The 25,755-nt window shown below is 62.7% G+C and carries 26 protein-coding genes; 20 read left to right on the forward strand and 6 right to left on the reverse strand.

The features are described from left to right. Window positions 1-37 precede the first annotated feature (37 nt). A complete protein-coding gene (locus NCT04_RS07925) occupies window positions 38-1,648 on the reverse strand; it encodes a protein adenylyltransferase SelO (protein ID WP_502800657.1) in 1,611 nt (536 codons plus the stop codon). Window positions 1,649-1,798: 150 nt separating this feature from the next. Between NCT04_RS07925 and NCT04_RS07930 the strand changes: the two genes are divergently transcribed. From NCT04_RS07930 to NCT04_RS07965, 8 genes are all read left to right on the forward strand, one after another. Then, the gene (locus NCT04_RS07930) at window positions 1,799-3,457 is read left to right on the forward strand and encodes a 3-(methylthio)propionyl-CoA ligase (protein WP_250464839.1); all 1,659 of its coding nucleotides are present in this window, start codon (window positions 1,799-1,801) and stop codon (window positions 3,455-3,457) included. A 153-nt stretch (window positions 3,458-3,610) separates the two neighbouring features. Beyond that, window positions 3,611-5,695 carry a 3-hydroxyacyl-CoA dehydrogenase NAD-binding domain-containing protein gene (locus tag NCT04_RS07935; protein WP_250464841.1) on the forward strand — a complete coding sequence of 695 codons (2,085 nt, stop codon included), beginning with the start codon at window positions 3,611-3,613 and terminating at the stop codon, window positions 5,693-5,695. An 11-nt stretch (window positions 5,696-5,706) separates the two neighbouring features. Continuing rightward, window positions 5,707-6,333, forward strand: a complete 627-nt coding sequence (gene pncA, locus NCT04_RS07940; RefSeq protein ID WP_250464894.1) for a bifunctional nicotinamidase/pyrazinamidase — start codon at window positions 5,707-5,709, stop codon at window positions 6,331-6,333. 68 nt (window positions 6,334-6,401) lie between these two features. Then, the gene (locus NCT04_RS07945) at window positions 6,402-6,704 is read left to right on the forward strand and encodes a Dabb family protein (RefSeq protein WP_244827908.1); all 303 of its coding nucleotides are present in this window, start codon (window positions 6,402-6,404) and stop codon (window positions 6,702-6,704) included. Window positions 6,705-6,709: 5 nt separating this feature from the next. After that, window positions 6,710-7,180 carry a PaaI family thioesterase gene (locus tag NCT04_RS07950; protein WP_250464844.1) on the forward strand — a complete coding sequence of 157 codons (471 nt, stop codon included), beginning with the start codon at window positions 6,710-6,712 and terminating at the stop codon, window positions 7,178-7,180. 25 nt (window positions 7,181-7,205) lie between these two features. After that, entirely contained in the window at window positions 7,206-8,210 is a 1,005-nt protein-coding gene (locus NCT04_RS07955; RefSeq protein WP_250464846.1) for an NADP-dependent oxidoreductase, read from the forward strand. 37 nt (window positions 8,211-8,247) lie between these two features. Beyond that, window positions 8,248-9,102 (forward strand): SDR family oxidoreductase, encoded by an 855-nt coding sequence (locus tag NCT04_RS07960; RefSeq protein ID WP_250464848.1) that lies wholly within the window; start codon window positions 8,248-8,250, stop codon window positions 9,100-9,102. A gap of 19 nt (window positions 9,103-9,121) precedes the next feature. Next, the gene (locus NCT04_RS07965; RefSeq protein ID WP_250464850.1) at window positions 9,122-10,075 is read left to right on the forward strand and encodes an alpha/beta hydrolase; all 954 of its coding nucleotides are present in this window, start codon (window positions 9,122-9,124) and stop codon (window positions 10,073-10,075) included. Window positions 10,076-10,176: 101 nt separating this feature from the next. Here NCT04_RS07965 and NCT04_RS07970 read toward each other — a convergent pair whose 3' ends face one another. Together NCT04_RS07970 and ygfZ are read right to left on the reverse strand one after the other, a co-directional pair. After that, on the reverse strand, window positions 10,177-10,995 hold the full coding sequence (locus NCT04_RS07970; RefSeq protein WP_250464852.1) for an NRDE family protein: 819 nt from the start codon (window positions 10,993-10,995) through the stop codon (window positions 10,177-10,179). A 5-nt stretch (window positions 10,996-11,000) separates the two neighbouring features. Then, entirely contained in the window at window positions 11,001-12,011 is a 1,011-nt protein-coding gene (gene ygfZ, locus NCT04_RS07975) for a CAF17-like 4Fe-4S cluster assembly/insertion protein YgfZ (RefSeq protein ID WP_250464854.1), read from the reverse strand. A 103-nt stretch (window positions 12,012-12,114) separates the two neighbouring features. Here ygfZ and mltG point away from each other — a divergent pair, with 103 nt between their 5' ends. The 10 genes from mltG to NCT04_RS08025 all read left to right on the forward strand — a co-directional run bounded on the left by mltG (window position 12,115) and on the right by NCT04_RS08025 (window position 21,699). Beyond that, entirely contained in the window at window positions 12,115-13,125 is a 1,011-nt protein-coding gene (mltG, locus tag NCT04_RS07980; RefSeq protein ID WP_250464856.1) for an endolytic transglycosylase MltG, read from the forward strand. Then, on the forward strand, window positions 13,126-13,746 hold the full coding sequence (gene tmk, locus NCT04_RS07985) for a dTMP kinase (protein ID WP_244827898.1): 621 nt from the start codon (window positions 13,126-13,128) through the stop codon (window positions 13,744-13,746). Window positions 13,747-13,783: 37 nt separating this feature from the next. Beyond that, window positions 13,784-14,824, forward strand: coding sequence for a DNA polymerase III subunit delta' (locus tag NCT04_RS07990; RefSeq protein WP_250464858.1), 1,041 nt, complete (start codon window positions 13,784-13,786; stop codon window positions 14,822-14,824). A 19-nt stretch (window positions 14,825-14,843) separates the two neighbouring features. Further along, window positions 14,844-15,356, forward strand: coding sequence for a GNAT family N-acetyltransferase (locus NCT04_RS07995; RefSeq protein WP_244827896.1), 513 nt, complete (start codon window positions 14,844-14,846; stop codon window positions 15,354-15,356). Window positions 15,357-15,359: 3 nt separating this feature from the next. Further along, window positions 15,360-16,154, forward strand: coding sequence for a TatD family hydrolase (locus NCT04_RS08000; protein ID WP_250464860.1), 795 nt, complete (start codon window positions 15,360-15,362; stop codon window positions 16,152-16,154). A gap of 51 nt (window positions 16,155-16,205) precedes the next feature. Next, complete coding sequence (locus NCT04_RS08005) at window positions 16,206-16,958, forward strand: ankyrin repeat domain-containing protein (protein WP_502800658.1); 753 nt, start codon at window positions 16,206-16,208, stop codon at window positions 16,956-16,958. Window positions 16,959-17,034: 76 nt separating this feature from the next. Continuing rightward, entirely contained in the window at window positions 17,035-17,391 is a 357-nt protein-coding gene (locus NCT04_RS08010; protein ID WP_244827894.1) for a Rap1a/Tai family immunity protein, read from the forward strand. A 212-nt stretch (window positions 17,392-17,603) separates the two neighbouring features. Then, window positions 17,604-18,836, forward strand: coding sequence for a mechanosensitive ion channel family protein (locus NCT04_RS08015; protein WP_244827893.1), 1,233 nt, complete (start codon window positions 17,604-17,606; stop codon window positions 18,834-18,836). A 70-nt stretch (window positions 18,837-18,906) separates the two neighbouring features. Next, on the forward strand, window positions 18,907-20,322 hold the full coding sequence (otsA, locus tag NCT04_RS08020) for an alpha,alpha-trehalose-phosphate synthase (UDP-forming) (RefSeq protein ID WP_250464862.1): 1,416 nt from the start codon (window positions 18,907-18,909) through the stop codon (window positions 20,320-20,322). 309 nt (window positions 20,323-20,631) lie between these two features. Beyond that, on the forward strand, window positions 20,632-21,699 hold the full coding sequence (locus NCT04_RS08025; RefSeq protein ID WP_244827891.1) for a glycosyltransferase family 4 protein: 1,068 nt from the start codon (window positions 20,632-20,634) through the stop codon (window positions 21,697-21,699). 125 nt (window positions 21,700-21,824) lie between these two features. Here the strand turns inward: NCT04_RS08025 and NCT04_RS08030 are convergent, their stop codons facing one another. The 3 genes from NCT04_RS08030 to NCT04_RS08040 form a co-directional block, all read right to left on the reverse strand. After that, a complete protein-coding gene (locus NCT04_RS08030) occupies window positions 21,825-22,415 on the reverse strand; it encodes a BPSL1445 family SYLF domain-containing lipoprotein (RefSeq protein ID WP_244827890.1) in 591 nt (196 codons plus the stop codon). Window positions 22,416-22,816: 401 nt separating this feature from the next. Next, on the reverse strand, window positions 22,817-23,299 hold the full coding sequence (locus tag NCT04_RS08035; RefSeq protein WP_250464863.1) for a hypothetical protein: 483 nt from the start codon (window positions 23,297-23,299) through the stop codon (window positions 22,817-22,819). Window positions 23,300-23,535: 236 nt separating this feature from the next. Next, the gene (locus NCT04_RS08040) at window positions 23,536-23,838 is read right to left on the reverse strand and encodes a PsiF family protein (protein ID WP_244827888.1); all 303 of its coding nucleotides are present in this window, start codon (window positions 23,836-23,838) and stop codon (window positions 23,536-23,538) included. Window positions 23,839-24,147: 309 nt separating this feature from the next. Here NCT04_RS08040 and NCT04_RS08045 point away from each other — a divergent pair, with 309 nt between their 5' ends. Then, window positions 24,148-24,429, forward strand: coding sequence for a hypothetical protein (locus NCT04_RS08045; RefSeq protein ID WP_244827887.1), 282 nt, complete (start codon window positions 24,148-24,150; stop codon window positions 24,427-24,429). A 285-nt stretch (window positions 24,430-24,714) separates the two neighbouring features. Beyond that, window positions 24,715-25,677 (forward strand): sugar ABC transporter substrate-binding protein, encoded by a 963-nt coding sequence (locus NCT04_RS08050; RefSeq protein WP_244827886.1) that lies wholly within the window; start codon window positions 24,715-24,717, stop codon window positions 25,675-25,677. Window positions 25,678-25,755 lie beyond the last annotated feature (78 nt).

The following is a 25,755-nucleotide window of genomic DNA, read 5'->3' on the forward strand; positions in this document are numbered from 1 at the left end:
CGGAAAAACGGATCAGGCCAGCTATTTTGGGGCGATCCTAAGAAGAACAACTCACTTCCAGAGCGCTCGCCCAGTCGGGTGGCAGGCCGGCGTAGGCTTCGTATTCGGGTTGTTCGTCGTAGGGACGGCGCAGCACGTCGAGAAGCCGCGCCACTTCGGTGTAATCCTTTTCGCTCGCCTGGCGAATCGCCTGTTCGGCCAGGTGATTACGCAGCACGTACTTCGGATTCACACGATTCATCGCGGCCGCGCGATCCGTATCGTCGCGCGTTTCGTGCGCGAGACGTTCGCGATACTGCACCGCCCACGCGTCGAAAGCGGCGCGGTCGAGAAAGAGGTCGCGCACGGGCGAATCGTTCGAGGTATCGGATTTCGCGAGCTTCGACAAGTTCCGGAACGTGAGCGTGAAGTCCGCGCGGTTCGCGTGCATGATTTCGAGGAGACCGTTGGCGAGTTTGTCATCGCCTTCGCGCGCGATTTCGAGGCCGAGCTTGGCGCGCATCTTCGCTTCGAACACAGGGCCGAAGCGCGCCTTGTAGCGTTCGAGAACCTTTTGCGCTTCCTCGACCACGCGTTGCGCATGGCCTTCTTCCGGCAGGTTCGCGCCGACGAGCGGAACCAGCGCCTGCGCTAGACAAAACAGGTTCCAATAGCCGACCTGCGGCTGACGGCTGTACGAATAGCGCCCTTGCGTGTCCGTGTGGTTGCAAATGTGATGCGCGTTGAAGCCATCCATGAAACCGAACGGGCCGTAGTCGATCGTGAGACCGAGAATGGACATGTTGTCGGTGTTCATCACGCCGTGACAGAAGCCGACGGCTTGCCACTCCGCCATCAGATCGGCGGTGCTGCGCACGGCTTCGTCGAGGAGCGCGAGGTAGGGATCGTCGGCATCGCGGCAATGCGGATAGAAGCGCTCGATCACGTGATCGGCAAGCGCTTTCAGATCGTCGACGCGGTCGTTCGAATAGAAGTGTTCGAAATGCCCGAAGCGCACGAAGCTCGGCGCGACGCGCGTAACGATCGCCGCTGTTTCCATGCTCTCGCGCCGCACCGGCATATCGGAGCCGACGATGGCGAGCGCGCGCGTCGTGGGAATGCCCAGATGGTGCATGGCTTCCGAGCACAGGAATTCGCGGATCGACGAACGCAACACGGCGCGGCCATCGCCCATGCGGGAATACGGTGTGCGGCCCGCGCCCTTCAGCTGAAGTTCGAAGCGTGTGCCGTCATGGTCCCGATCGGCGTCTGGCTCGATCTCGCCGAGTGTAAGTGCGCGGCCATCGCCCAATTGACCTGCCCACACGCCGAACTGATGCCCCGAATAGACCGCTGCGTAAGGCAGTTCGCCGGCGGGCCATTCGCGCGTGGGATTGCCGGCGAAGTATTCGGCAAAGCGCTTTTGCTCGCTGCCTTCCGCGACATCCGGATCGATGCCGAGCATGTCCGCCGTTTCGCGCGAGATCGCGACGAGATAAGGATCGGGCACCGGCGTGGCGGGAAGGCGCGTCAGAAACGCGGCCCCGAGCGCCGCGAACGAGCCGGGCTGGCCAACCTTGATCGCGGCGGCGATGGCGTCCATGGAATCAGCGCCGGAAGCCTTCTCGCCGGACGCTGCACGCACGGCATTGCTTGGGGAAAACGACATATTGAGCGCCTTTTGGTTAAACGATATTGTAAATCCGCGCCCGCGGGCCTGCAGGGCCGCGCCCGGCCGGGCATCGGGCGGCGCAAAGCCAATGACCGATCCAATGACTCGAGCCCAGACTCGCCAACCGACTCACCGAGGAAATCACCCATGACGTCGCCGCTTTACGGCCAGATGATGGAAATACCGTTGCTCGCGTCGTCCCTGTTGTCCCATGCCTCGCGCCACTTCGGCGATACGGAAATCGTGTCGCGGCGTATCGAAGGCGATATCCATCGCTACACCTACCGCGATTGCGAGAAGCGCGCGAAGCAACTCGCGCAGGCCTTGATCGCGCTCGGCGTGGAGCAGGGCGAGCGCATCGGCACGCTGGCCTGGAACGGCTACCGGCATCTGGAGTGCTATTACGGCGTGGCGGGCATGGGCGCCGTGTGCCACACCATCAATCCGCGTCTCTTTCCGGATCAGGTCGCGTTCATCATCGATCATGCCGACGATTCGTACGTCTTGTTCGACATGACCTTCGCGCCGCTCGTCGAGATGATCGCGCCGCAGTGTCCGAACGTGAAAGGCTGGATCGCACTCGGCGATGCCGCCTGCATCGAGCAGCATCTTTCGAACCTGAGCGTGCCGGTGATGAGCTACGAAAGTCTCGTCGGCGAACAGGATGGCGTCTACGAATGGCCGATGCTCGATGAACGTCAGGCATCGTTTCTTTGCTATACGTCGGGAACGACAGGCAATCCGAAGGGCGCGCTGTATTCGCATCGCTCGACGGTGCTGCATGCTTATGGCGCGGCCTTGCCCGATGCGATGGGCGCGTCATCGAGCGATTCCATCCTGCCCGTCGTGCCGATGTTCCACGTCAACGCGTGGGGCATTCCGCATGCGGGGCCGCTCGTCGGCGCGAAGCTGGTGTTCCCCGGTAAGGACCTCGACGGCAAGTCGCTCTACGAGTTGATGGAAGCGGAAGGCGTCACCTATTCGGCGGGCGTGCCGACCGTATGGCTGGCGCTCCTCGCCTACATGAAGCAGAACGATTTGCGCTTTTCGACGTTGAAGCGCACGGTGATCGGCGGCTCGGCGTGTCCGCCCGCCATGCTGAAGACCTTCGAGGAAGACTACGGCGTGCAGGTGATTCATGCGTGGGGCATGACGGAGATGTCGCCGCTCGGCACGCTCGCGCGGCTGAGTTTCCGGCAGAAGCAGCGTTCGGCCGAGGAACAGCGCATCTCGCTCGAAAAGCAGGGGCGCGCGCTCTTTGGCGTCGATATGAAAGTGGTCGGCGACGACGGCCACGAACTGCCTTGGGACGGCCAGTCGTTCGGCGATCTGCACGTGCGCGGACCGTGGGTCATCGACCGCTATTTCCGGCGCGACGAGTCGCCGCTCATCGACGGCTGGTTCCCGACGGGCGATGTCGCGACCATCGACGCCGATGGCTTCATGAACATCACCGATCGCAGCAAGGACGTGATCAAGTCGGGCGGCGAGTGGATCAGTTCGATCGATCTGGAGAACATCGCGGTGTCGCATCCGCAGGTGGCGGAAGCGGCGTGCATTGCGTGCTCGCATCCGAAGTGGACGGAGCGGCCGATGATCGTCGCCGTGCTGCGTCCGGGCGCGACCATCACGCGTGAGGATTTGCTCGCGCATTTCGAGGGCAAGGTCGCGAAGTGGTGGATTCCGGACGATGTCGTGTTCGCCGACGAGTTGCCGCATACGGCGACGGGCAAGCTGCAGAAGGTGCGGCTGCGCGCGTTGTATCGGGAGCATGTGCTGCCGGAGAAGGGTGAGAAGACATCTTGATACCAGCGCTTCCGGCTGACCTCGCGCCCCGGTCGATCCGGGGCGTTTTCATTCGCCGGACGACGCGCATTTGAACGATCGTTCTCCTTTGTGTATTCTGCGTCGATCACTCACAATAACCTCGCCAAAGACGCGCGAACGGGAGACATCTTCATGGCTGTGCACTTCACGATCCACGACGGCGTCGCCGTCATCACACTCGACAACCCGCCGGTGAACGGCCTCGGGCACGCGACACGGCTTGGCATCGTGGAAGGCATCGAGCGCGCGCGTGACGAAGACAACGTGCGCGCCATCGTCGTGATCGGCGCCGGCAAGGCGTTTTCGGGCGGCGCGGACATCACCGAATTCAATACGCCGAAGGCGACGCAAGAACCGACGCTCAAGACGGTCATCGAAGCAATCGAGGGCAGCGCGAAGCCGGTGATCGCGGCGATTCACGCCGTGGCGATGGGCGGCGGCCTCGAACTCGCTCTCGGCGCGCATTACCGCGTGGCGTCGCCCGGCGCGCAGATCGCGCTGCCCGAAGTGAAGCTCGGCCTCCTGCCCGGCGCGGGCGGCACGCAACGGCTGCCGCGCGTGGTTGGCCTCGAAAGGGCACTCGGCATGATCGTGTCGGGGACGCCGGTATTAGCCGAACGACTCGCGAATACCGCGCTCTTCGACCAAATGATCGAAGGCGACTTGCTCGATGGCGCCGTGCGTTTCGCTCAGCACGTCGCCAAGCGTGACAGCAAGCACCCGCAAGTGCGCGAACGCCCCATCGAACACACGGATGCCGATCGAATCGTCCAGGCCGCGCGCGCGAACGCCATCGCGACGGCGAAGCATTTTCCGGCACCGCACAAGTGCATCGATGCCATCGAAAAAGGCCTGAAAGAAGGCTTCGAACGCGGGCTCGCCTTCGAGCGCGAATGCTTTCTCGCGCTCGTGCAGACACCGGAAAGCCGCGCGCTGCGGCACGCGTTCTTCGCCGAACGCGCGGCGTCCAAGATCGCGGATGTGCCGTCGAACACGCCCGTCAGAAAGATCGAGCGCATCGGCGTGATCGGCGCGGGCACGATGGGTGGCGGCATCGCCATGAACTTCATCAACGCGCGATTTTCCGTCGTGCTGCTCGAAACGAAACAGGACGCACTCGACCGGGGTTTGGCGAACGTGCGCCGCAATTACGAAGCGCAAGTGAAGAAGGGCAAGCTCACGCAAGACGAGGTCGATGAACGCATGGCCCTCATTCAACCGACGCTCGACTATGCGGACCTCGCGCACGCGGACTTGATCATCGAAGCGGTATTCGAAGACCTGGGCGTGAAGGAACAAGTCTTCCGCCGCCTCGATGAAGTCGCGAAGCCCGGCGCGATTCTCGCATCGAACACATCGACGCTCGATCTCGACAAAATCGCCGCGTTCACGAAACGTCCGGGCGATGTCATCGGCACGCACTTCTTCAGTCCCGCCAACGTGATGAAGCTGCTCGAAGTGGTGCGCGGCGCGAAAACGGACAAGGACGTGCTCGCCTCCGTCATGCAACTCGCGCGGAAGATCAGGAAGACGGCCGTGGTCTCGGGCGTATGCGATGGCTTCATCGGCAACCGCATGGTCGAACAGTACTTGCGGCAGGCGCTTTTCATGCTGGAGGAAGGCGCGCTGCCCGCGCAGATCGATCGCGCAATCGAAAATTTCGGCTTCGCCATGGGGCCGTTTCGCATGAGCGATCTTGCGGGCAACGACATCGGCTGGGCCATTCGCAAGCGCCGTTATGTCGAGCAGCCGGAGTTGCGCTATTCGAAAATCGCGGATCGGCTGTGCGAAGCGGGCCGCTTCGGACAAAAGACCGGCGCGGGATGGTACGACTACGAGCCAGGCAAGCGCGATGCGCTGCCATCACAAGCGGTCGACGACATGATCGTCGCGTATTCGAAGGAAGCAGGCATCGAAAGACGGCGTATCGCGGACGATGAAATCGTCGAGCGGCTCATGCTCGCGCTCGTCAACGAAGGCGCGCGTATTCTCGAAGAGGGCATCGCTTCGAAGGCCTCGGATATCGACATGGTCTATTTGACGGGTTACGGTTTCCCGCTCTGGCGCGGCGGCCCGATGTTCTACGCCGACACCATCGGCCTTGCCGCCGTGGAACGCGCCATGCGCCGCTACGCGCAACAGCCCAACGGCGACGCATGGCAGCCCGCCGCCCGCGTGACGCAACTCGCGGCGGTCAACGGCCGGTTCAACCCTTGAAGATGAGCATGATGAAACCCGTAGAAGACGTTTTACTCGTCGTGGACGTGCAGTACGATTTCATGCCCGGCGGCGCGCTCGCCGTGAAGGAAGGCGATGAGGTGGTGCCCGTCATCAACCGCCTGGCGCGCGCGTTCTCGCATGTCGTTCTGACGCAGGACTGGCATCCGCGCTCGCATGTCTCGTTCGCGGCGAATCACGAAGGACGGGCGCCCTTCGACATGATGACAATGCCTTACGGCGAACAGGTGCTGTGGCCGGTGCACTGCGTGCAGGACACCGAGGGCGCGGCGCTACATCGCGGCCTGCAATTACCGCACGCGCGGCTCGTGATCCGCAAGGGGCATCACGAACATGTCGACAGCTACTCCGCGTTTCTCGAAGCGGATCGCGTGACACCCACGGGTCTTGCAGGCTATCTGCGCGACGTCGGTGCGAAGCGCGTATGGGTCGCGGGACTGGCGACGGATTATTGCGTTGCGTGGTCCGCGTTGGATGCGCGTCGCGCGGGCTTCGAAGTGAGCGTGATAGAAGACGCGTGCCGCGCGATCGATCTCGACGGCTCGCTGGATCGAGCGTGGCGCGAAATGCGCGACGCGGGCATCGAACGCATACGCTCCGATTATTTGCTCGCGTGAGCCTCCGAAGCTACCGTCGAATCTTTGCTACGCTTCTGCTTTCATCGTTTTCTTGACCAGGAGTTGCCGTGTTACGTCACATCGTCATGTGGAAGCTGAAGGAGTCGGCGGAAGGCGCGAGCCGCGCGGAGAATGCGCAGAAGCTCAAGGAGAAGCTCGAAACCTGCCGCAGCATCGTTAAGGGGCAGGGACACTTCGAGGTCGGTACGGCGCAACCGGGTTTCGACTGCACTTACGATGTCGTGCTCGTCTCCGACTTCGACGACAAAGCGGCGCTCGTTGCCTATCAGGTGCATCCGAAGCACGTGGCGCTGAAAGACTTCATTGCCGCGGTGCGCGAAGACCGTCAATGCGTCGACTACGAAGTGTGACGACCATGACCGACAAGCCACATGACGTCGCCATCGAAAGCCCGTTCATCGACTCGCTGGGCGTGGAATTGGTCAAGGCCGCCGACGGCGAAGCAGAAGTGCGGCTCGCGCTCGAAAATGCGCATTTGAACACGTGGGGCATCGCGCACGGCGGCGTCACCATGACCTTGCTCGATTCCGCGCTGGCACTCGCCGCACGCAGTCTCGCGGGCAATGGCATCGGCGTCGTTACCGTCGAGATGAAGGTGAACTTCATGCAGCCAGGGCGCGGTGAATTGCGCGGCATCGGGCGCGTGCTGCATCGCTCCACCACCATGGCGTATTGCGAAGGCGAAGTGCGCGACAGCGAAGGGCATTTCGTCGCCAAGGCGCTAGGCACGTTCAAATACATGCGCAGGCTCGCAGTGGGCCGCGATATCGTGAAACAGAAAATGCGTTCCGATCCCAAGGCCACGCCGGGACCGAGCGACGCTTGATTCATTCCGAACAGGAGGATTCGCAATGGCAGACGCTCAGAAGAATCGCCAGGTATTGCTGGTATCGCGACCGGAAGGCGAGGCATCGACCGACAATTTCAGGCTCGTCGAAACACCGCTTTTGCCGCTGCGGGAAGGCGAGCTGCGCGTGCGCAATCACTATCTGTCGCTCGATCCGTACATGCGCGGGCGCATGAGCGATGCCAAGTCATACGCCGCGCCGCAGGCGTTGAACGAAGTGATGATCGGCGGCACGGTCGGTGAAGTGGTCGAGTCGCGCAATCCGAAGTTCAAGGTCGGCGACAACGTGGTCGGCATGTACGGCTGGCAGGAATACGGGACATCGGACGGCACGGGTCTTTATGCCGTCGATACCACGCACGTTCCGCTGTCCGCGTATCTCGGCCCGGTCGGCATGCCGGGCGTGACGGCCTGGTATGGCCTGAATCGCATCATCGAACCGAAGGCTGGCGATACGGTCGCCGTGAGCGCGGCAAGCGGCGCCGTCGGCAGCGTGGTCGGGCAACTGGCGAAGGCGGCGGGCTGCCGCGTGATCGGCATTGCGGGCGGCGCCGAGAAGTGCCGCTATGTCGTCGAGACGCTGGGCTTCGACGCGTGCATCGACTACAAGGCGGGCCATTTGTACGACGAGCTGAAAGCCGCGGCGCCGGATGACATCGACGGCTATTTCGAAAACGTCGGCGGCGAAGTGCTCGATGCCGTGCTGCCGCGCATGAACGCGCACGGGCGCATTGCGTTGTGCGGCATGATCTCGGGCTACGACGGCCAGCCATTGCCGCTGCAGGCGCCGCGCATTCTGCTCACGCAGCGTCTGAAGCTGCAGGGTTTCATCGTGAGCGAGCACATGGAATTGTGGCCGCAAGCGTTGAAGGAACTCGGCGAACGCGTCGCGACCAAGAAGCTGATCTACCGCGAGACCATTGCGCAGGGACTGAAAAATGCGCCCGAAGCGTTCCTCGGTCTTTTGCGCGGAAAGAACTTTGGCAAGCAGCTCGTCAAGCTCATCTGACGCGCCGAGTACCACACCACGCGAGAAAGGAGCCCGCTTGGACCGCTTCGAAGGAAAAGTCGCCGTGATCACTGGCGCGGCGAGCGGCTTCGGCCGCGAGTTTGCGCTAAAGGGCGCGGCGCTCGGCATGAAGCTCGTACTCGCCGATATCGACGCCGCCGCGCTCGATGCCACCGTAACATCGCTGCGCGAACGAGGCGCCGAGGTGCGCGGCGTGCGAACGGACGTCTCGAATGCCGCGGACGTCGATGCACTCGCTCGCGCCACGCTCGATGCCTTCGGCGGCGCGCATCTGCTCTTCAACAACGCGGGCGTGGGCGCCGGCGGCTTCATCTGGGAGAGCAGCGCGAACGACTGGCAATGGGTCTTCGGCGTCAACGTGATGGGCGTTGCCAACGGCATTCGCGCGTTCACGCCGATCATGCTGGCCCAGAACGAACCGGCGCATATCGTCAACACGGCTTCGGTCGCGGGGCTGCTCGCCGCGCCCGCAATGGGCGTCTATAACGCGTCGAAGCATGCGGTCGTGGCCATGACCGAGACGCTTTATCACGATCTGCGGCTCGCGCGCGCGTCGGTCGGCGTGTCCTTGTTGTGTCCGGCGTTCGTGCCGACCGGTATCGCCGATTCCGAACGCGCGCGGCCCGGCGCGCTCGTCAACGACGAAGAGATGACGGCGTCGCAGAAGCTCGCGGCGCGGCAACTGGCAAAGGCGGTGGAGCACGGCAAGCTATCGGCGCGAGATGTCGCCGAACTAACCTTCGACGCCATCCGCGCGAATCGCTTTTATGTGGTCACGCATCCGAACATCATGCCTTCGGTGCAGCTGCGGCTGGACGACATCGCGCAGCTGCGCGACCCGAGCGATCCCATGTCGCTCAAGTCGCGTTGACCTCGGCATCGGCATGACAATGCAGCTCGATCCCCAGGTCGCGCAAGTCTTGCAGATGATCGCACGCGCGAGGCGCACGCCTTATCACACGCTCACGCCGCAAGAAGCGCGCGCCGCCTATGCGATGAGCGCGCCCATTCTCGATGTCGCGCCGTTGCCCATGACGCGTGTCGAAGTTCTTCCCGTTCCTATGCGCGATGGCGGGTCCATTCGTGTGCGTGCGTATTATCCGATCGAGCCGAATTGGGCGGAGCCGCTTGGCGCGCTCATGTATCTGCATGGCGGCGGCTTTACGGTGGGAAGCATCGAGACGCACGACGCGCTGTGCCGCAAGTTCGCGCACGACGCGGGCTGCGCGGTGGTATCGGTCGATTACCGGCTTGCGCCCGAACACAAGTTTCCGGTCGCCGTGAACGATGCCTTCGACGCCTTGCAATGGCTCGCGCGCGAGGCGTCCACGTTGGGGATCGATCCGGCTCGCATCGCGATTGGTGGAGACAGCGCGGGTGGCACGCTCGCGACGGTGTGTTCGGTGCTGGCGCGCGATACAGGCATCGCCTTGCAATTGCAGATGCTGATTTATCCGGGGACGAGCGCGTGGCAGAAAAGCGAATCGCATGCGCGGCTTGCCGAAGGGTACTTGCTGAGCGCAGAGACGATTCAATGGTTCTTCGAGCAGTACGTGCGCGATGAACGCGACCGGGACGACTGGCGTTTTGCGCCGCTGGATGCGGCGGGCGGGCAGCCGGATTATCGTGGCGTGGCGCCGATGTGGATCGCGGCTGCGGATCATGATCCGCTTTACGATGAAGATGTCGCTTACGCGGAGAAACTTTCAGCGCAGGGCGTGTCGGTGGAACTCATGCGATATGAAGGGATGATTCACGAGTTCTTCAAGATGGGCGGGTTTGTTCGCGACGTGGCGCGGGCGCATGCGGATGCGGTGGCTGCGTTGAGGAAGGCGTTGGGTTGAGCGCTTGATTAGATTCTGAAAAGTACATGGCAAATTTGTCGCCATTGCGATTACCTTGATAGTGCTCTTTCTGTTGAAACGTGGGTCGCGGCGATCATGCGTCACGCCACCTCAAACCTGAACGCCCGCACAAAATCCCCCGGCCGCACGACCTTGTGCGAACCGTCATCGTCACTGCGTTCCTTGACATGCAGCTCTACACCATGCGTCAGCGGCAACACTTGCAACGCCGTCGTCCCGCGCGTGCCGTATTCATCGGTCTCGATAAACGCCGCCGACAACACGCGTTCACGCTCGATGGAAAGGCCAGTGGATGGCAAGACGTGATCGTCGGCGATACGCGGGTCACGCAAGGTTTCGATCAGCTCGTCGAGCGATGGCCGCTCATCGGCGTGAATCAAATCGCGTAAAGCATCGCGCTGGGCGACGAGCTTCGGCCACGGCGTATTCAGCAAGCTATTCGACAACCCATGCACGCCCGCTTCGAGCAAAACCGGCTCGGCATCGGCGCGATTGCCGTACCAGCCGAGCTCACGTCGTGTGAAATCCCCGCACAGCAAATTGAAGCCGTTGTACCGATGACCTTCCAGGGCAACGCGCTTCAAATACGTCAAAGGCTCGACGCGCTCGCCCGTCAAATATTCGCTGACCAACGCGCCACGCGTGGGCGCATCCGGCCGCATCTCGCTCGGCGCACGATAGTTCGTCAGCGCGGCAAAGCGCCCGTCGCGCGTTACGCCAAGCCACGTGCCGCCGCCCGTCAGATCCCGTCCAGCGAGCACGCCGGGCGCGTCGGTCCACCAATGCATCGGGTCGGTCTCGCGGCGGAAGAACTCGTCGCGATTCGCCGCCAGCGTCAGCAGCGCGCGGCCGTTGGCGGGCGCGGCCTCGGGTTGCCAGTCGAAGACGATCAGGCACATGGCGTTCAGGCGTCGGCAGGAAAGGCGTAGGGCAGCGGCACGAATTCGAGCGCGGGGCCATCGGCGGCGCCGACGTGCACCGAGCCGTTATCCAGCGACGCCAGCTTGATCTCGACGAGACAATCCACGCCGCCGCCTTCGGCCGGCGCCACGTTGACCACCATGCCGCAAGGCTGACCGGGATCGGCCGAATGAAACAGCTCGGCGCCCGGCGTGGCCGCCTCGCCGTGCGCGAGCGCCGTGCGTCGTTTGATCGTGCCGCGATATTGGCTGCGCGCGACGATCTCCTGTCCCGGATAGCAACCCTTCTTGAAGTTCACCGCGCCCAGCACGTCGAAGTTGACCATCTGCGGGACGAACTGCTCGGTCGTCGCCTGCGTGATGCGCGGCTCGCCCGCGTGGATGTCGAGCCAGTCCCACAGCGCCGGTCCCGCGCGCCGCAACTTCTCGCCGAGCTCAGGCAGTCGTGCTTCGATATCGGCCCTCGGGCCGACCCACAGGAAACGCGCCCGATGCGCCGCATCCGGCACACGAATCAGCGCGCCATGCGGACCTTCCACCTTGACATGCACGCCGTCGGGCAACGCATCGAAGATGCCGGAGAGCGCCGCGCGCACATCGCCCGCAAAGCCGACTGCCGCGAGTTCCGGCGTCGCGTCACTCAGTTTCGCCTTTGCGCGCAGCACGAACATGGACAGACGCTTTTGCACGGGCGTCTGGACGTCGTGCGAGATCAAGAGACGCACGGTATCGGCTGAACGCCACATGAGAAACGAACCCAGCAGGCGTCCCTTCGGCGAGCAATAGCCCGCGAGGCGCGCCGTGGATGCGTCGAGATGCTGGACGTCGTTGGTGACCTGGTTGTGCAGGAACGAAGCGGCATCCTCGCCCTTGATGTCGATCACGCCGAACTGCGTGAGCGGCACGAAAACGCCCGCTGTCTTCACGGCTTCGAAGTCGTCGGCGGGAATGGCGCTTGGAGCGGAACCGGGGGAAAGCTGGGTTTGGGAATTCATGGCGTCAAGTGCGGTCAATCCTGTCAGTCGGTCCGGCCGGTCAAACTGACCGGGGCGCAGGCGGGCAAGTTATTATATTGGTCTTATTCCTAGTGTGTCTGGCATGTCCCTTTTCAAGAAATGCGTCGTGGCGGTGGTGATCGTCGCGGTGCTCGCGGCGGCGCTCGCCGGTGGCGTTTATTACTGGGCCAATCGGCCGATGAACCTCACGCCCGCCGAACTCGACGTCACCATCAAGCCTCATAGCAGCCTGCGCAGCGTCAGCGCCCAATTGATTCGCGGCGGCGTGCCGGTCGAATCGGAGCTTTTCGTGTTGATGACGCGCGTGCTCGGGCTTTCGTCGCAGCTCAAATCCGGCAATTACGCGTTCAAAAGCGGCGTGACACCGTATGAAGTGCTGCAAAAGATCGCGCGCGGCGACGTCAACGAGTACGTGGCCACCGTCATCGAGGGCTGGACGTTGCAAAAAATGCGCGCCGAACTCGACGCCAACCCCGCGCTCGCGCACGACACCGCCGGCATGTCCGACACGGACCTCTTGCGTGCAATCGGCGCGCCCGAGGTGGACAAGGCATCGGCGGAAGGACTGTTTTTCCCGGATACCTATCTTTTCGACAAAGGCACGAGCGACCTCACGGTCTACAAGCGCGCGTACCGGATCATGCAGCAGCGGCTCACCGAAGCCTGGAACACGCGCTCGCCGAATTTGCCTTACAAGACGCCTTACGAGGCGCTCGTCATGGCGTCGATCGTCGAGAAGGAGACGGGGCGCGCAACCGACCGGCCGCTCGTGGCGGCGGTGTTCGCCAACCGGCTGCGGATCGGCATGCCGCTACAGACCGACCCGACCGTCATCTACGGCCTCGGTCCGGCTTACGGCGGGCATCTGAAGAAAAAGGATCTGCAGACCGACACTCCGTACAATACCTACACGCGCATGGGTCTGCCGCCCACGCCGATCGCGCTGCCCGGCGTGGCCGCGCTCACCGCGACGCTCAATCCCGCCGCGAGCAATGCGCTCTATTTCGTGTCGCGCGGCGACGGCAGCAGCATCTTTTCCGACAACCTGGGCGACCACAACAAGGCCGTCGACAAATACATCCGGGGTCAGTGAATGGCGCGGGGCAAGTTCATTACATTCGAGGGTATCGACGGAGCGGGCAAGACCACGCATCTGGAGTGGTTTCGCGAGCGGCTCGCCGAAAAACTCGCCGCGCACGCGCGCTCGGTCGTGATGACGCGCGAGCCGGGCGGCACACCGCTCGGCGAAACGTTGCGCGGCATTCTGCTGAATCAGCCAATGGACCTCGAAACCGAGGCGCTCCTCATGTTCGCCGCGCGCCGCGAGCATCTCGCGCAGGTCATCGAACCGGCGCTCGCGCATGGCGACTGGGTGCTGTCGGACCGTTTTTCGGATGCCACCTTTGCTTATCAGGGCGGTGGACGCGGTCTGCCGCGCGACAAGCTGGAAGCGCTGGAACGCTGGGTGCAGGGCGGTTTTCAGCCGGACCTTACCGTTCTGTTCGACATTCCGACGGAGACCGCGAGCGAACGCCGTTCGGCCGCGCGCGCGCCGGACAAGTTCGAGAGCGAATCGGAGGCATTTTTTAAGCGCACGCGCGCCGAATATCTGCGGCGCGCGGCCGAATCGCCGCAGCGTTTTTTCATCGTCGATTCGAGCCGGCCCATCGACGATATCCGCACGCAGCTCGAAGATGTCATCGCGAGCCTTTGATCCACGCTCAAGCAACGCCTAACCCACTGAACCGCCGATGATTTATCCCTGGCAAGCCAACGACTGGCAGCGTCTCCAGCAGCTACGCGCGAACTGGCCGCATGCGCTTTTGCTGCATGGCGAAGCGGGCATCGGCAAGCTGCAATTCGCGCAGCATCTGGCGAAGGGGCTGCTGTGCGAAACGCATCTGCCGAGCGGCGAGCCGTGCGGCACGTGTTCCGCTTGCCTGTGGTTCTCGCAGGGCAATCATCCCGACTACCGCGCGGTGTTGCCCGAGGCGCTTGCAGGGCTTGCGGCGGCAGGCGCGGATTCTTCCGCCGATGCATCCGCCGAGAAAGCCGATGGCGACGAAGGCAAGAAGAGCCGCGCGCCGAGCAAGGAAATCAAGATCGAACAGGTACGCGCGCTGCTCGAGTTCTGCAGTCTCGGATCGCATCGCGGCGGCTTGCGTGTCGTGCTGCTGTATCCCGCCGAAGCGCTCAATGTCGCGGCGGCCAACGCGCTCTTGAAAACGCTGGAAGAACCGCCTTCGGGCGTCGTGTTCCTGCTGGTGTCGGCGCGTATCGACCGCTTGTTGCCAACCATCATCAGCCGCTGCCGACAGTGGCCGATGAGCGTGCCGCCCTTCGACGAAGCGCGCGCGTGGCTTGCGTCACGAGGTATCGACGATGCCGCCGGGCTTCTCGCGCAAGCGGGCGGCGCGCCGCTCAACGCGCTTGCGCTCGCAAGCGACGAGAACCGCGCGCTGCGCGATTTCACGTTGGCGCAACTTGCGGCCGGCCCGAACTGCGACGCCTTCGCGTGCGGCGAAAACCTGCAGAAACTGCCGGTGCCGCTGGTGCTCGGCTGGCTGCAACGCTGGCTTTACGACGTGCTCGCCGAGCGCACGGCAGGCCGCCCGCGCTATTTTCCGGGCGCGGCCAAGGCGCTCGCGCGATGCGCCGCCAGCGCCGACCCGGCCGCGCTTTCGCGCTACATGAAAACCGTCACGCGGCAACGCGCCGTGGAGAATCATCCGTTGAACGCGCGTCTCGTGTTCGAGGAACTCTTCATGGGATATCGCGGCATCTTCGCCTGAACCTGAACGCAATCACGCCATGAGTCTTCAATACCGAGACGCCACGCTGGACGACCTGCCCGCCATCGTCGCCATCTACAATTCGACGGTCGCCTCGCGCCTCGTCACGGCCGACCTCGATCCGGTTCCGGTCGAAAGCCGCCTTGCCTGGTTTCACGCGCACGGACCGGACAAGCGTCCGCTGTGGGTCGTGGAAGAGGGCGGCGAAGTCATCGCGTGGCTGAGTTTCTCCGATTTCTACGGCCGTCCGGCCTACGCGCGCACGGTCGAAGTGAGCATTTATCTCGACGAACGCGCGCGCGGCAAGGGGCTCGGCAAGCAGTTGTTGCACGAGGCGCTGGAGCGCGCGCCGACGCTTGATGTGGATACCGTGCTCGGCTTCGTCTTCGGACATAACGAGCCGAGCATGAAGCTCTTCGGCAGCTTCGGTTTCGAGTCGTGGGGCACGCTGCCGCGCGTCGCGGTGCTGGACGGCGTCGAGCGCGATCTCGTCATTCTCGGCTTGCGGCTTGGCGCGAGAGCAAAGGAGTAGCGGATGTTCGTCGATTCCCACTGTCACATCAATTTCGAAGGCCTCGCCGACCGGCTGCCTGAAGTGCTCGACAAGATGCGCGAGCAGAAGGTCACCCACGCGCTTTGCGTGTCGGTGGATCTGGAGACGCTGCCATCGGTGCTCGATATCGCCGAACGGCACGAGCACATCTTCGCATCGGTTGGCGTGCATCCGGACCACGAAGACGCAACGGAACCGAGCGTCGCGCAGTTGGTGGAACTGGCGCGGCATCCCAAAGTCTGCGCAATCGGCGAGACCGGGCTCGACTATTACCGGCTGGAAGGCCGCAGCATCGCCGACATGGAATGGCAGCGCGAGCGCTTTCGCAACCACATTCGCGCGGCGCACGAGACCGGCAAGCCGCTCATCATCCATACGCGTTCGTCGGCGGAAGACACACTGCGTATCATGGAAGAAGAACGCGCGAGCGTGCCGGGCGGCGTGATGCATTGCTTCACCGAGACGTGGGAAGTGGCGCAAGCCGCGCTCGCGCAGAACTTTCATATTTCGCTTTCGGGCATCGTCACGTTCAAGAAGGCCGAGGACGTGCACGACGTGGCGCGGCGCGTGCCGCTCGAACGTCTGCTGATCGAAACCGACTCGCCATATCTCGCGCCGGTGCCGTATCGCGGCAAGCCGAATGAACCAGCTTACGTGAGCTATGTCGGACGTCACATCGCGCAGTTGCGCGAAGAGACGGACGAAGCGGTCGCGAAAGCCACCACCGACAACTTCTTCCGGCTGTTCAAGATCCCGCCGCGCGCGCAGGCCGTCTGACCGGCACGCTCGGCGAGAACCACTGTTTCAAGGGTAATCCAAAGGTTCACTATGAATAAATCCCCGATGTTTTCCTCGCGTGAAGCGGGACAAAGCAAGCGCACGAGCACACGTTCGAGCACGCGGCAAATGTTGGTCGGCGTGCTGCTCGCCGCGTGCGCGTTCGCGCAACCCGCGTTGGCCGAGTCCGTGGACGCGCTCATCAAGGACGTCAAGTTCGACGACATCTCCTCGGTCAAGAAGGCGCTTTCGCAGGGCGCGGACCCGAATACCGTCGACAACACGGGCGCACCGCTCATCGTGATCGCCGCGCGCGAGAAGTCGGACAAGGTAGGCCAGGCGCTTGCCGACAATCCCAAGATCGATCTGGAGAAGCAGGACCCGGCCGGTGAAAACGCGATGATGCTCGCCGCGCTCAACGGCGACGCGACTTTCGTGAATCTCCTGATCGCCAAGGATGCCGAAGTGAACAAGAAGGGCTGGTCGCCGCTGCACTACGCGGCAACCAACGGTCATGACGATATCGTGAAAATTCTGCTCGACCATTCGGCCTATATCGATGCCGGCGCGCCGAACGGCACGACGCCGCTCATGATGGCCGCGCGCGGCGGGCATCTGTCCACCTGCAAGCTTTTGCTCGACGAAGGCGCGGACTTGCGCGTGAAGAACCAACTCGGCATGACGGCTGTGGATTTCGCGAAGAAGTACAACGAGAAGGACGTCGCGGAAGGCCTGCAGGCACGCCTCGACGCCATGCCGGCGGCCTCGACGGGCGCCGCAAGCAGCACAAACAGTGCAAAATAACGTAACCACGGGGAGCGGGCGGCCAGGCGCGGCCGCCGCGCCCCTTCGAGCCGCCGCTCCACATAAAAGGAAGACCATGCTGCGGAAATTCGTCTTCGCCTGTGTTCTCGCCACGCCCGTCAGCGCGTTCGCATTCACTGGCAGCGATTTGAATCAACTTTGCACCAAGACCGACCCGAACTCCCGTACTGCCTGCGCGGCCTATATCGAAGGCGCCGCGGACGGCGTGTATAACACCATCGAGGCAATTGGCGGAACCTCCGGCCCGCAAGTCGGCCAATACTTTTGCCTGCCCGCCGAAGTCAAGCCGCAACAACTGACCGATGCAGTACGCAAGTACATCGCGGACAATCCCGACAAGTCCGGCTTCAATGCGACGACCATGGTGTCGCTCGGACTTGGCAAGGCGTTTCCCTGCAAGGCGGAACGTTGATCGCAAGGCTGCGAGGCGGGCAGCGAATTTGCTTGATGCTCGACGCCGCCCGCCGCTGCATTTGAAGACGTAGAAGCCGACCTGGACGCCGACTAAAGACGCACCCCGGCAGCACGAACCGCGCACGATGCGTCCGACATGGCGCATAGTGGCGAGGCTCGTGCACGCGGCCGCCGTATCCACCTTCCTGCGAGGCTGATCCCGCGACGCTCATGCTTTCTTTCGACCGCTTTCTCGATCTGGCCGAGCGCCCGCTCGGCACCTGGCCCGGCGCGCTGTGCGCCGCCGCCATCGCACTGATCGTCGCCATCGGGGTGCATCGGATCGGTGCGCGCGTCTTGACGCGCGTCGCGCGGCCGTATCCGCTGATGAGCACGGTGTTGCGCTACATCGACGCGCCCGCGCTCGTCCTCATCATCATGCTCGCGTTCGGCTTCGTGATTTTCGAGGCGCCGGACACGCTGCCGCTCATCGGCGTATTGCGCGATATCGAAACCGTCGCGTTGATCGGCGCGCTCACGTTCCTCGCCGCGCGTTCGGCGAGCGCGGTGGGCGAGGCGATCGTGCAGGCGCATCCGCTCGATACCGACGACAATCTCAACGCGCGCCGCATCCACACGCAGGCGCGCGTGCTGGCGCGCTCGGTCATGGTGGTGATCGTGATCATCGGTTTTGGCGGGGCGCTCATGGCGTTTCCGAGCGTGCGGCAGATCGGCGCGAGCTTGCTGGCTTCCGCCGGTGTGGCGGGTTTGGTCGCGGGTATCGCCGCACGGCCCGTGCTCGGCAATCTGATCGCCGGCTTGCAGATCGCGCTGTCCCAACCCATTCGTCTCGATGACGTCGTCGTGATTCAGGGCGAGTGGGGCCGCGTCGAAGAGATCACGGGTACCTATGTGTCGATCCGCATCTGGGACCAGCGGCGGCTGATCGTGCCGTTGCAATGGTTCATCGAGAATCCGTTCACCAACTGGACGCGCAATAGCTCGCAGATCATCGGCACGGTGTTTCTTTTCGTCGATTACCGCATGCCGATCGCGCCGCTGCGCGCGGAACTCGAACGCATTCTGGCGAGCGCGCCGGAGTGGGACGGCCGCGTGCAAGTGCTGCAAGTCACCGATGCCACCGAGCACGCCATGCAATTGCGCGCGCTCGTCAGTTCCTTCGACTCCGCGCTCAATTGGGATTTGCGCTGCCGGGTGCGCGAAGGCTTGCTGAATTTCGTGCAGGCGGCGTATCCGCAGTATCTGCCACGCGCACGGGCCGATCTCTCCACCGACAGCAAGCACGTAGACTTCGCGCCGCCGCTGGAACGCGCCAACACGGCATCGCCCACCACCGCGAATACCGCGGCGGACCCGGTCGCGAGCCGGGGCGAGCGCACGGGTCCCGATCCGCGCGCGAACTCGGCGGCATCGACCGCGCCGGTGGATGCGCTGAAGCGATAGAAGCGACAGAAATCTCAAGCGAAGCACCGCAACCGAATCATCGTAGTCAGCAAACGAAAAAGGAATACTCATGAGCCGTCTCGTCGTCGTATCCAACCGGGTCGCTACCCCGACCGAAACCAAGGGCTCTGCGGGCGGCCTCGCCGTCGGCGTGTTCGGCGCGCTGAAAGACAGCGGCGGCGTGTGGTTCGGCTGGAGCGGGGACGTGGTGAGCGAGACCGTCGCGAACCAGGGGCCGACGCTACAGCAGGACGGCGCGGTGACGTTCGCCACCGTCGGCCTGCCGAAGAAGGACTACGACCAGTACTACCGCGGCTTTTCCAACGCCATGCTGTGGCCGGTTTTCCACTATCGCAACGATCTCGCCGTCTACGATCGTGACGAATACGCAGGGTATCGGCGCGTGAATTCATGGCTCGCGCACAAACTCATCAAGCTGCTCGAACCGGAAGACGTGATCTGGGTGCACGACTATCACCTGATTCCGTTCGCCGAGGCGTTGCGCAGCGCGGGTGTGACGAATCGCATCGGCTTCTTTTTGCATATCCCGTTTCCGTCGCCGCAAATTCTCTTGAACATTCCGCCTCACGAGGAGCTCGTCAAGTCGCTGTGCTGCTATGACGTCGTGGGCTTTCAGACCGAGGGCGATCAGACCGCGTTCCACGATTACATCGTGCGGCACGCGCACGGCACGGCGACGCCCGACGGACATGTCGAAGCGTTCGGTCGCAAGCTCACGACGGGCGTCTACCGCATCGGCGTGTTTCCGGACGAGATCGCCGAACAGGCCGAGCGCGGCGAAGCGCGTCAGGATGTCATGGACCTCAAGCAGAGTCTGGAAGGGCGCAAGCTCATCATGAGCGTCGATCGGCTCGATTATTCGAAAGGGCTCGTCGAGCGCTTTCGCGCGTTTGAGCATTTTCTGGAGAAGTCGCCGGAATGGCGCGGCAATGTCACGCTCGTGCAGATTGCGCCGCCTACGCGTTCGGACGTGGAGACGTATCAACAGATCCGCCAGAATCTGGAATACGAAGCAGGACGCATCAACGGGCGCTATTCCGGTCTCGATTACACGCCTATCCGGTATCTGAATCAGCGTTACGACCGGTGGAAGCTGATGTCGCTGTTTCGCGAATCGCAAGTCGGGCTCGTCACGCCCTTGCGCGACGGTATGAATCTCGTCGCCAAGGAATATATCGCCGCGCAGAATCCCGACGATCCGGGCGTGCTCGTGCTGTCGCAATTCGCCGGCGCGGCCGCGGAAATGACGGGCGCGGTGATGGTGAATCCGCATGACATCGTCGGCACCAGCGACGCCATCTCGCGCGCACTCGCCATGCCGCTCGCGGAACGCCGCCAGCGCTACGAAACCAACATGACTTCGCTGCGCAAATACGATCTGGGCGTGTGGCGGGACAATTTCCTTGCCGATCTTCGTGGCAAACCGCGCAAGAAGCCCGCACCGGTCATGAAAAAGAACCCGTAACCGCCATCCGAAACGATTGTTTCGGACCTGTAACAGAGCGATGAAAGTGAAATAGGCGGCGGTGTTGACGCATGAGCCATCGATAATGACATCACGTGCCAAACCAGCGCGCAAAACGAGCGCGCCGTCGCCTAGGGCAAACCTCGTTATCCAGACCTTACGGCCTACTGTCATACTCGACACACGTTCAGGCGACTTGCGCGAACGTATAGGGAACCTGGCGCGACCTTTTCGCATGACGCGAAAACGAGCACTGCAGCGCTGACGCCGGCCGGCACGAAGTTCACGGCCGACAGGGAGACGAGAACGATGAGAATTGCCCAGATTGCCCCGTTGACGGAATCGGTGCCGCCCAAGCTGTATGGCGGAACGGAGCGCGTCGTCTCGTATCTGACCGAGGCGCTCGTCGAGCTCGGTCACGAAGTCACGCTTTTCGCCACTGGCGACTCGCAAACCAAAGCGAATCTCGAAGCCGTCTGGCCGCGCGCGTTGCGTCTGGACCCGGCCATTCGCGACCGCATCGCGCCGCACATGCTGCTGCTGGAAATGGTGCGCCGCCGCGCGGAAGACTTCGATGTCCTGCACTTCCACATGGACTACTACTCGTTCTCGCTGTTCAAGCGCCAGGACACGCCGTTTCTCACGACCATGCATGGCCGGCTCGATCTGCCCGAGCAGCAGCCGGTTTTCGATACTTTCAACACCGCGCCGGTGGTGTCCATCTCCGATGCGCAGCGTCATCCGCTGCCACAGGCGAAGTGGGTGACGACGGTCTATCACGCGCTGCCGGAAAAGCTCTACGAACCGCAACCGGTCAAGCAGGAATATCTCGCATTTCTCGGGCGCATTTCGCCGGAAAAACGCGTAGATACGGCCATTCGCATTGCCGGGCGTTGTGGCTTGAAGATCAAGATCGCCGCCAAGGTGGACGCGGCGGACCACGAATACTTCGAACGTGAGATCGCGCCGCTTTTCAAGTTACCGTACGTGGAATATATCGGCGAGATCAACGACAGTCAGAAGGCCGAGTTTTTATCGGGCGCGCATGCCTTGCTTTTTCCGATCGACTGGCCGGAGCCATTCGGTCTGGCGATGATCGAATCGATGGCGTGCGGCACGCCTGTCATCGCGTTCAATCGCGGCGCCGTGCCGGAAGTGGTGGACGAGGGCGTCTCGGGGTTCATCGTCGAAGACGAGATCGGCGCGGTCGCCGCCGTGAATCGGCTGCATACGCTGTCGCGCGAAGGCGTGCGCAAGCGTTTCGAGGAGCGCTTCACCGCGCACCGGATGGCGCGGCAGTATATCGACGCGTATCAGTCCGTCGTGCGCGCGCAGAAGCGCTCGCGCTTCAAGCTTATCGATCGCGCGACGACTTAAGTCCGCAACTCGAAAGCACAAAAAAACCGCCGTGTGCCGCGACCATCAGGTCGCGACACACGGCGGTCATGCTTTGTCGACGCCAAAAGCAGCAAAACGCGCGGCCAGGCCGCCCGAGCCGGCTTTTACATCTTCAGGCGCGTCACCTTCGTGCCTGCCAGCGATACGTCGGCCATCAAGCCGGCGTTGGTCAGCACGAACGCCTCGACCGGGCTGGTGGCCGTGTTCGTATCCACCGCGCCGTTTGCGCCCATCTTCACGAGTGCCACGGATGCATCCGCACCGGCAGACCAGCCGTCCGAATTGCGGAATTTGTCGAGCGCGTCTTGCGTCATGAACAGGAAGATCAGCGACTTCGACTGCGCGCCTGCCTGCAGGCCGAATGAGCCGGAGGTCGTGCTGTAGTAGCCGACCGTGCCGCCGCCCACGCGCAGTGAACCCTTGCCGTATTGCGCGCCGACGATGAAGCCAGCCTGAATGACGGACGGGAACACCAGAATGCCGCGCGACTTGGCGACCAGTTCGCGTGAACCGGCGACGGTCGAATAGAGGCGCTGGATTGCGCTGTCGACGTCCGCGTCGATGGAGCGGCGGTCGTCAGCGGTGCCTGCGGCCTTTTCCTGACCCGTGTTGGAATTGGTCGTACATCCCGCCAGCGTGAGGCCGCCAAGTGCCAGCACAGCCGTCGACTTGAGCATGAAGTTTCGTCTTTGCATCGTTGTTCTCCATCGTGGAATTTGGGAAACCCCATTAGATCGGGAGGGTGAGGTTCGCCAAGTTATAGCACAGCACCGTGCAACCACCAGACCCCGCCGGATGACCCGAAAAATTGCTTCGAACCAACCCGCGCGCAGTGCCGCCGCTCCCTTCGGTAACTTTGACTTGGCAAGCTTACTCCCAATCTGTCACTGATATCGTTGTTGCGTAGCTACACGACTAAAACCTTCGTCATGCGATACAGCGCAACGCTCACCCGGAAACCGCTCGATTGGAAAGACCTGACAGCGCGTTTTCGCCCGAACCGTTTCCGTATGGCTTGCATTTATTTCACCGCACGGCCGTCGATGTTACGCCGCGGCCGCTGTCACCAGTAGCAACGACCGTTCCCGACCCGGCTTCAAGGGTGACTCGTCGTTTTTACTTTGGACGCGGGCGCGGCTGCCGAAGCGTTTTGCTCGCCTGGCGTGCGCCGTAGCAGTCGTCGAATGATGCCGATTACCATGCCGAGCACGAACAAAAATGCAGCAGGAACGACCCAGTAGCCGACGAACGCGTGCCAGAGATAACCCGCGAGCGTGGATTTGCGATGATCGTATTCGTCGAGCGCTTCCTGATGCTTGCCCGCATTGGCGCTGAGGATGTCGGCGGGACAGCCGGCGGCCCGCGCTTCGTCGGGCGCGCCATGACAGCGGGCCGCGGCGCCCGATGCGCGTTGGGCATCGGTCAGTTCCCACGTGGATAGCGACTTTTGCAGATCGACCGTGTTGTAGGCCATTTCGTCGCGTACTTCGTTGACCGCGACGATCATCACCGGCACGAGCCAGAAGGTGATCGTGACGAGCCACCGCCTGAACCAGCGGTTCTTGTGTCTCCATGCCATCCATTGCCTCCGTGCGAGGCATGACGCCCCGCTAGACGAGCGGCGGCCGATGGCGTGTTTCTTCGAATATTGGGGGGCCGCCTTCGCGCCATCTTAGGAGAAAAAGACGACGGTGCGAATCATTTGCTTGGGTGCAGTGCAATATCCCCAAGCGGCAAGTGCAATATCCCCAAGCAGCAAGTGGCGAAGGATGGGCGCCGCGCGATGCCGCGCGGCGCATTACGCAATGCCGGCAATCAGCCTTTGTTGCTGAGGCAGCTCTTCATGAACGCCTTGCGGTCGTCGCCCTTCTTGCCGGATGCCTGACCATTGCACGCGGTCATCTTCTCTTGCTGGGTCATGGGCGCGGCGGCGGGCGCCGACGACGACAGACAACTCTTCATGAACGCCTTGCGCTCATCGCCTTTCTTGTCGGCTGCCTGCTTGTTGCAGTCGGTCATCTTCGATTGCTGGCTGTTGGCGGCGAACGCCGGGCTCGCGCTGATCGTGAGGCTGGAAACAGCGATGACTGCTGCAAGGGCGGTGGCTCGAATGATCATGTGACGCTCCCTGATTTGAATGAAGTTTGTTCTTTGGACGACGAATGCCGGATGCGCTCCTGACGAGCACGCGCCATCCGCCCGTGCATTATGGCAAACCGAATATCACTGATGTGTGGCATCGGGTGAAATCGGGAGGCGAGAAGGAATACGCCTTGCAAACGGCTTTCGCGATAAGGCGAAAGAGCTTGCGTATGCAGCTCGCCGTAAGACCGGCATGTTCATGGACGCCTCGAGAGTTTTTAGTGCAGCATTCAGAAAATGCGGCTGTCCTACCCACGGCCGCCACCAACGACAAGGAGCACGCGCATGTCCACTCCGCTATCCGATCACTACAAGGGTTTCGAAATCAAGGTGCAGGCTTTGCGGCGCGCGAAGGAGCGTGACGAACCCGACGACGGTCCGCGCCATTTCGATATCGTCACGACGATATCCCGCAGCGCGCACGGCGACAGCGGCCGCACCGCGATGTTCGGCGTGCCCGATCAGGAACCTTTCGAAAGCCCGATCGACGCGGTGCGCGCGGGCATCGACTACGCGCGCAAGATTATCGACAACGAGATCGAAGGCGAGTCGGTGGAAGACCTTTGAAACCCTTGACCGCAAGCACATTGCATCCGCCAACGGCCGCGGCTGGCGGCTTTCTTCTTGCGAATGCGGTCGAGCCATCATTTCGGCGCATGTTCAAAGCGCCCACTACACGTTAGCCCGATTGACCCGACGCCGCTTCGCAACGAGAATCGACGGCGGGCAAACGTTGAACAGCGTTGAAAGCAGCGACTGGACATGCGCGTTTGCCGACGCTCGTCAGGCTATGAGATTGACCAGAATCAGTTTCGCCCAGACAACTCAAAACGAAAGTACTGGAGGAGATCCATGAATCGAAACATCCGCCGCCGCGTGCTGTCGGCCGCCGTCGCGCTGATCGCGTGCTCCGCGCTGCCGTTCGCATCGTCGTCCGTCTTTGCGCAGACGCCGGCCAAGCCGAAGGTCGCGCTCGTCATGAAGTCGCTCGCCAACGAGTTCTTCCTGACCATGGAAAACGGCGCGAAGGATTATCAGCAACACAACTCCGGCCAGTTCGATCTCATCACCAACGGCATCAAGGACGAAACCGATACCGCTGCGCAGATTCGCATCGTCGAGCAGATGATCGTCTCCAAGGTCGACGCGCTCATCATCGCGCCGGCGGATTCGAAGGCGCTCGTGCCGGTGATCAAGAAGGCGGCGGATGCGGGCATCATCGTCGTCAATATCGACAACCGGCTGGACCCGGACGTGTTGAAGTCGAAGAATCTGAACGTGCCGTTCGTCGGTCCGGACAACCGCAAGGGCGCGAAGAAGGTCGGCGACTATCTGGCCAAGCATCTGAAGAAGGGCGATGAAGTGGCGATCGTCGAAGGCGTGACCACGACGACCAACTCGCAGGCGCGCAGCGCCGGCTTCAAGGACGCGATGGAAGGTGGCGGCATGAAGGTGGTCGCGCTGCAGTCGGGCGACTGGGAAATCGACAAGGGCAACGCGGTCGCCTCGCAGATCCTGAACGCGAACCCGAACGTGAAGGCGCTCCTGTGCGATAACGACAACATGGCGATCGGCGCGGTGTCGGCGGTGCGCGCGGCAGGCAAGGCGGGCAAGGTGCAGGTGGTCGGCTTCGACAACATCACGGCCATCAAGCCGATGTTGAAGGACGGCCGCGTGCTCGCCACCGCCGATCAATACGCCGCAAAACAGGCGGTGTTCGGGATCGACGTGGCGCTGAAGGCGATTTCCGGCAAGAAGAAACAGTCGGAGCTGTCGACGGTCGTGGAAACGCCGGTCGAACTGATCACGAAGTAGGCATGACATGACGAACTGCTGCCTGTCGTCGCACGCGGCGATGCAGCAGTCAGCTCCGCCCGCCGGAACACGGAGCGG

Source organism: Caballeronia sp. GAFFF2 (genome assembly GCF_023631485.1).
Lineage (GTDB): Bacteria > Pseudomonadota > Gammaproteobacteria > Burkholderiales > Burkholderiaceae > Caballeronia.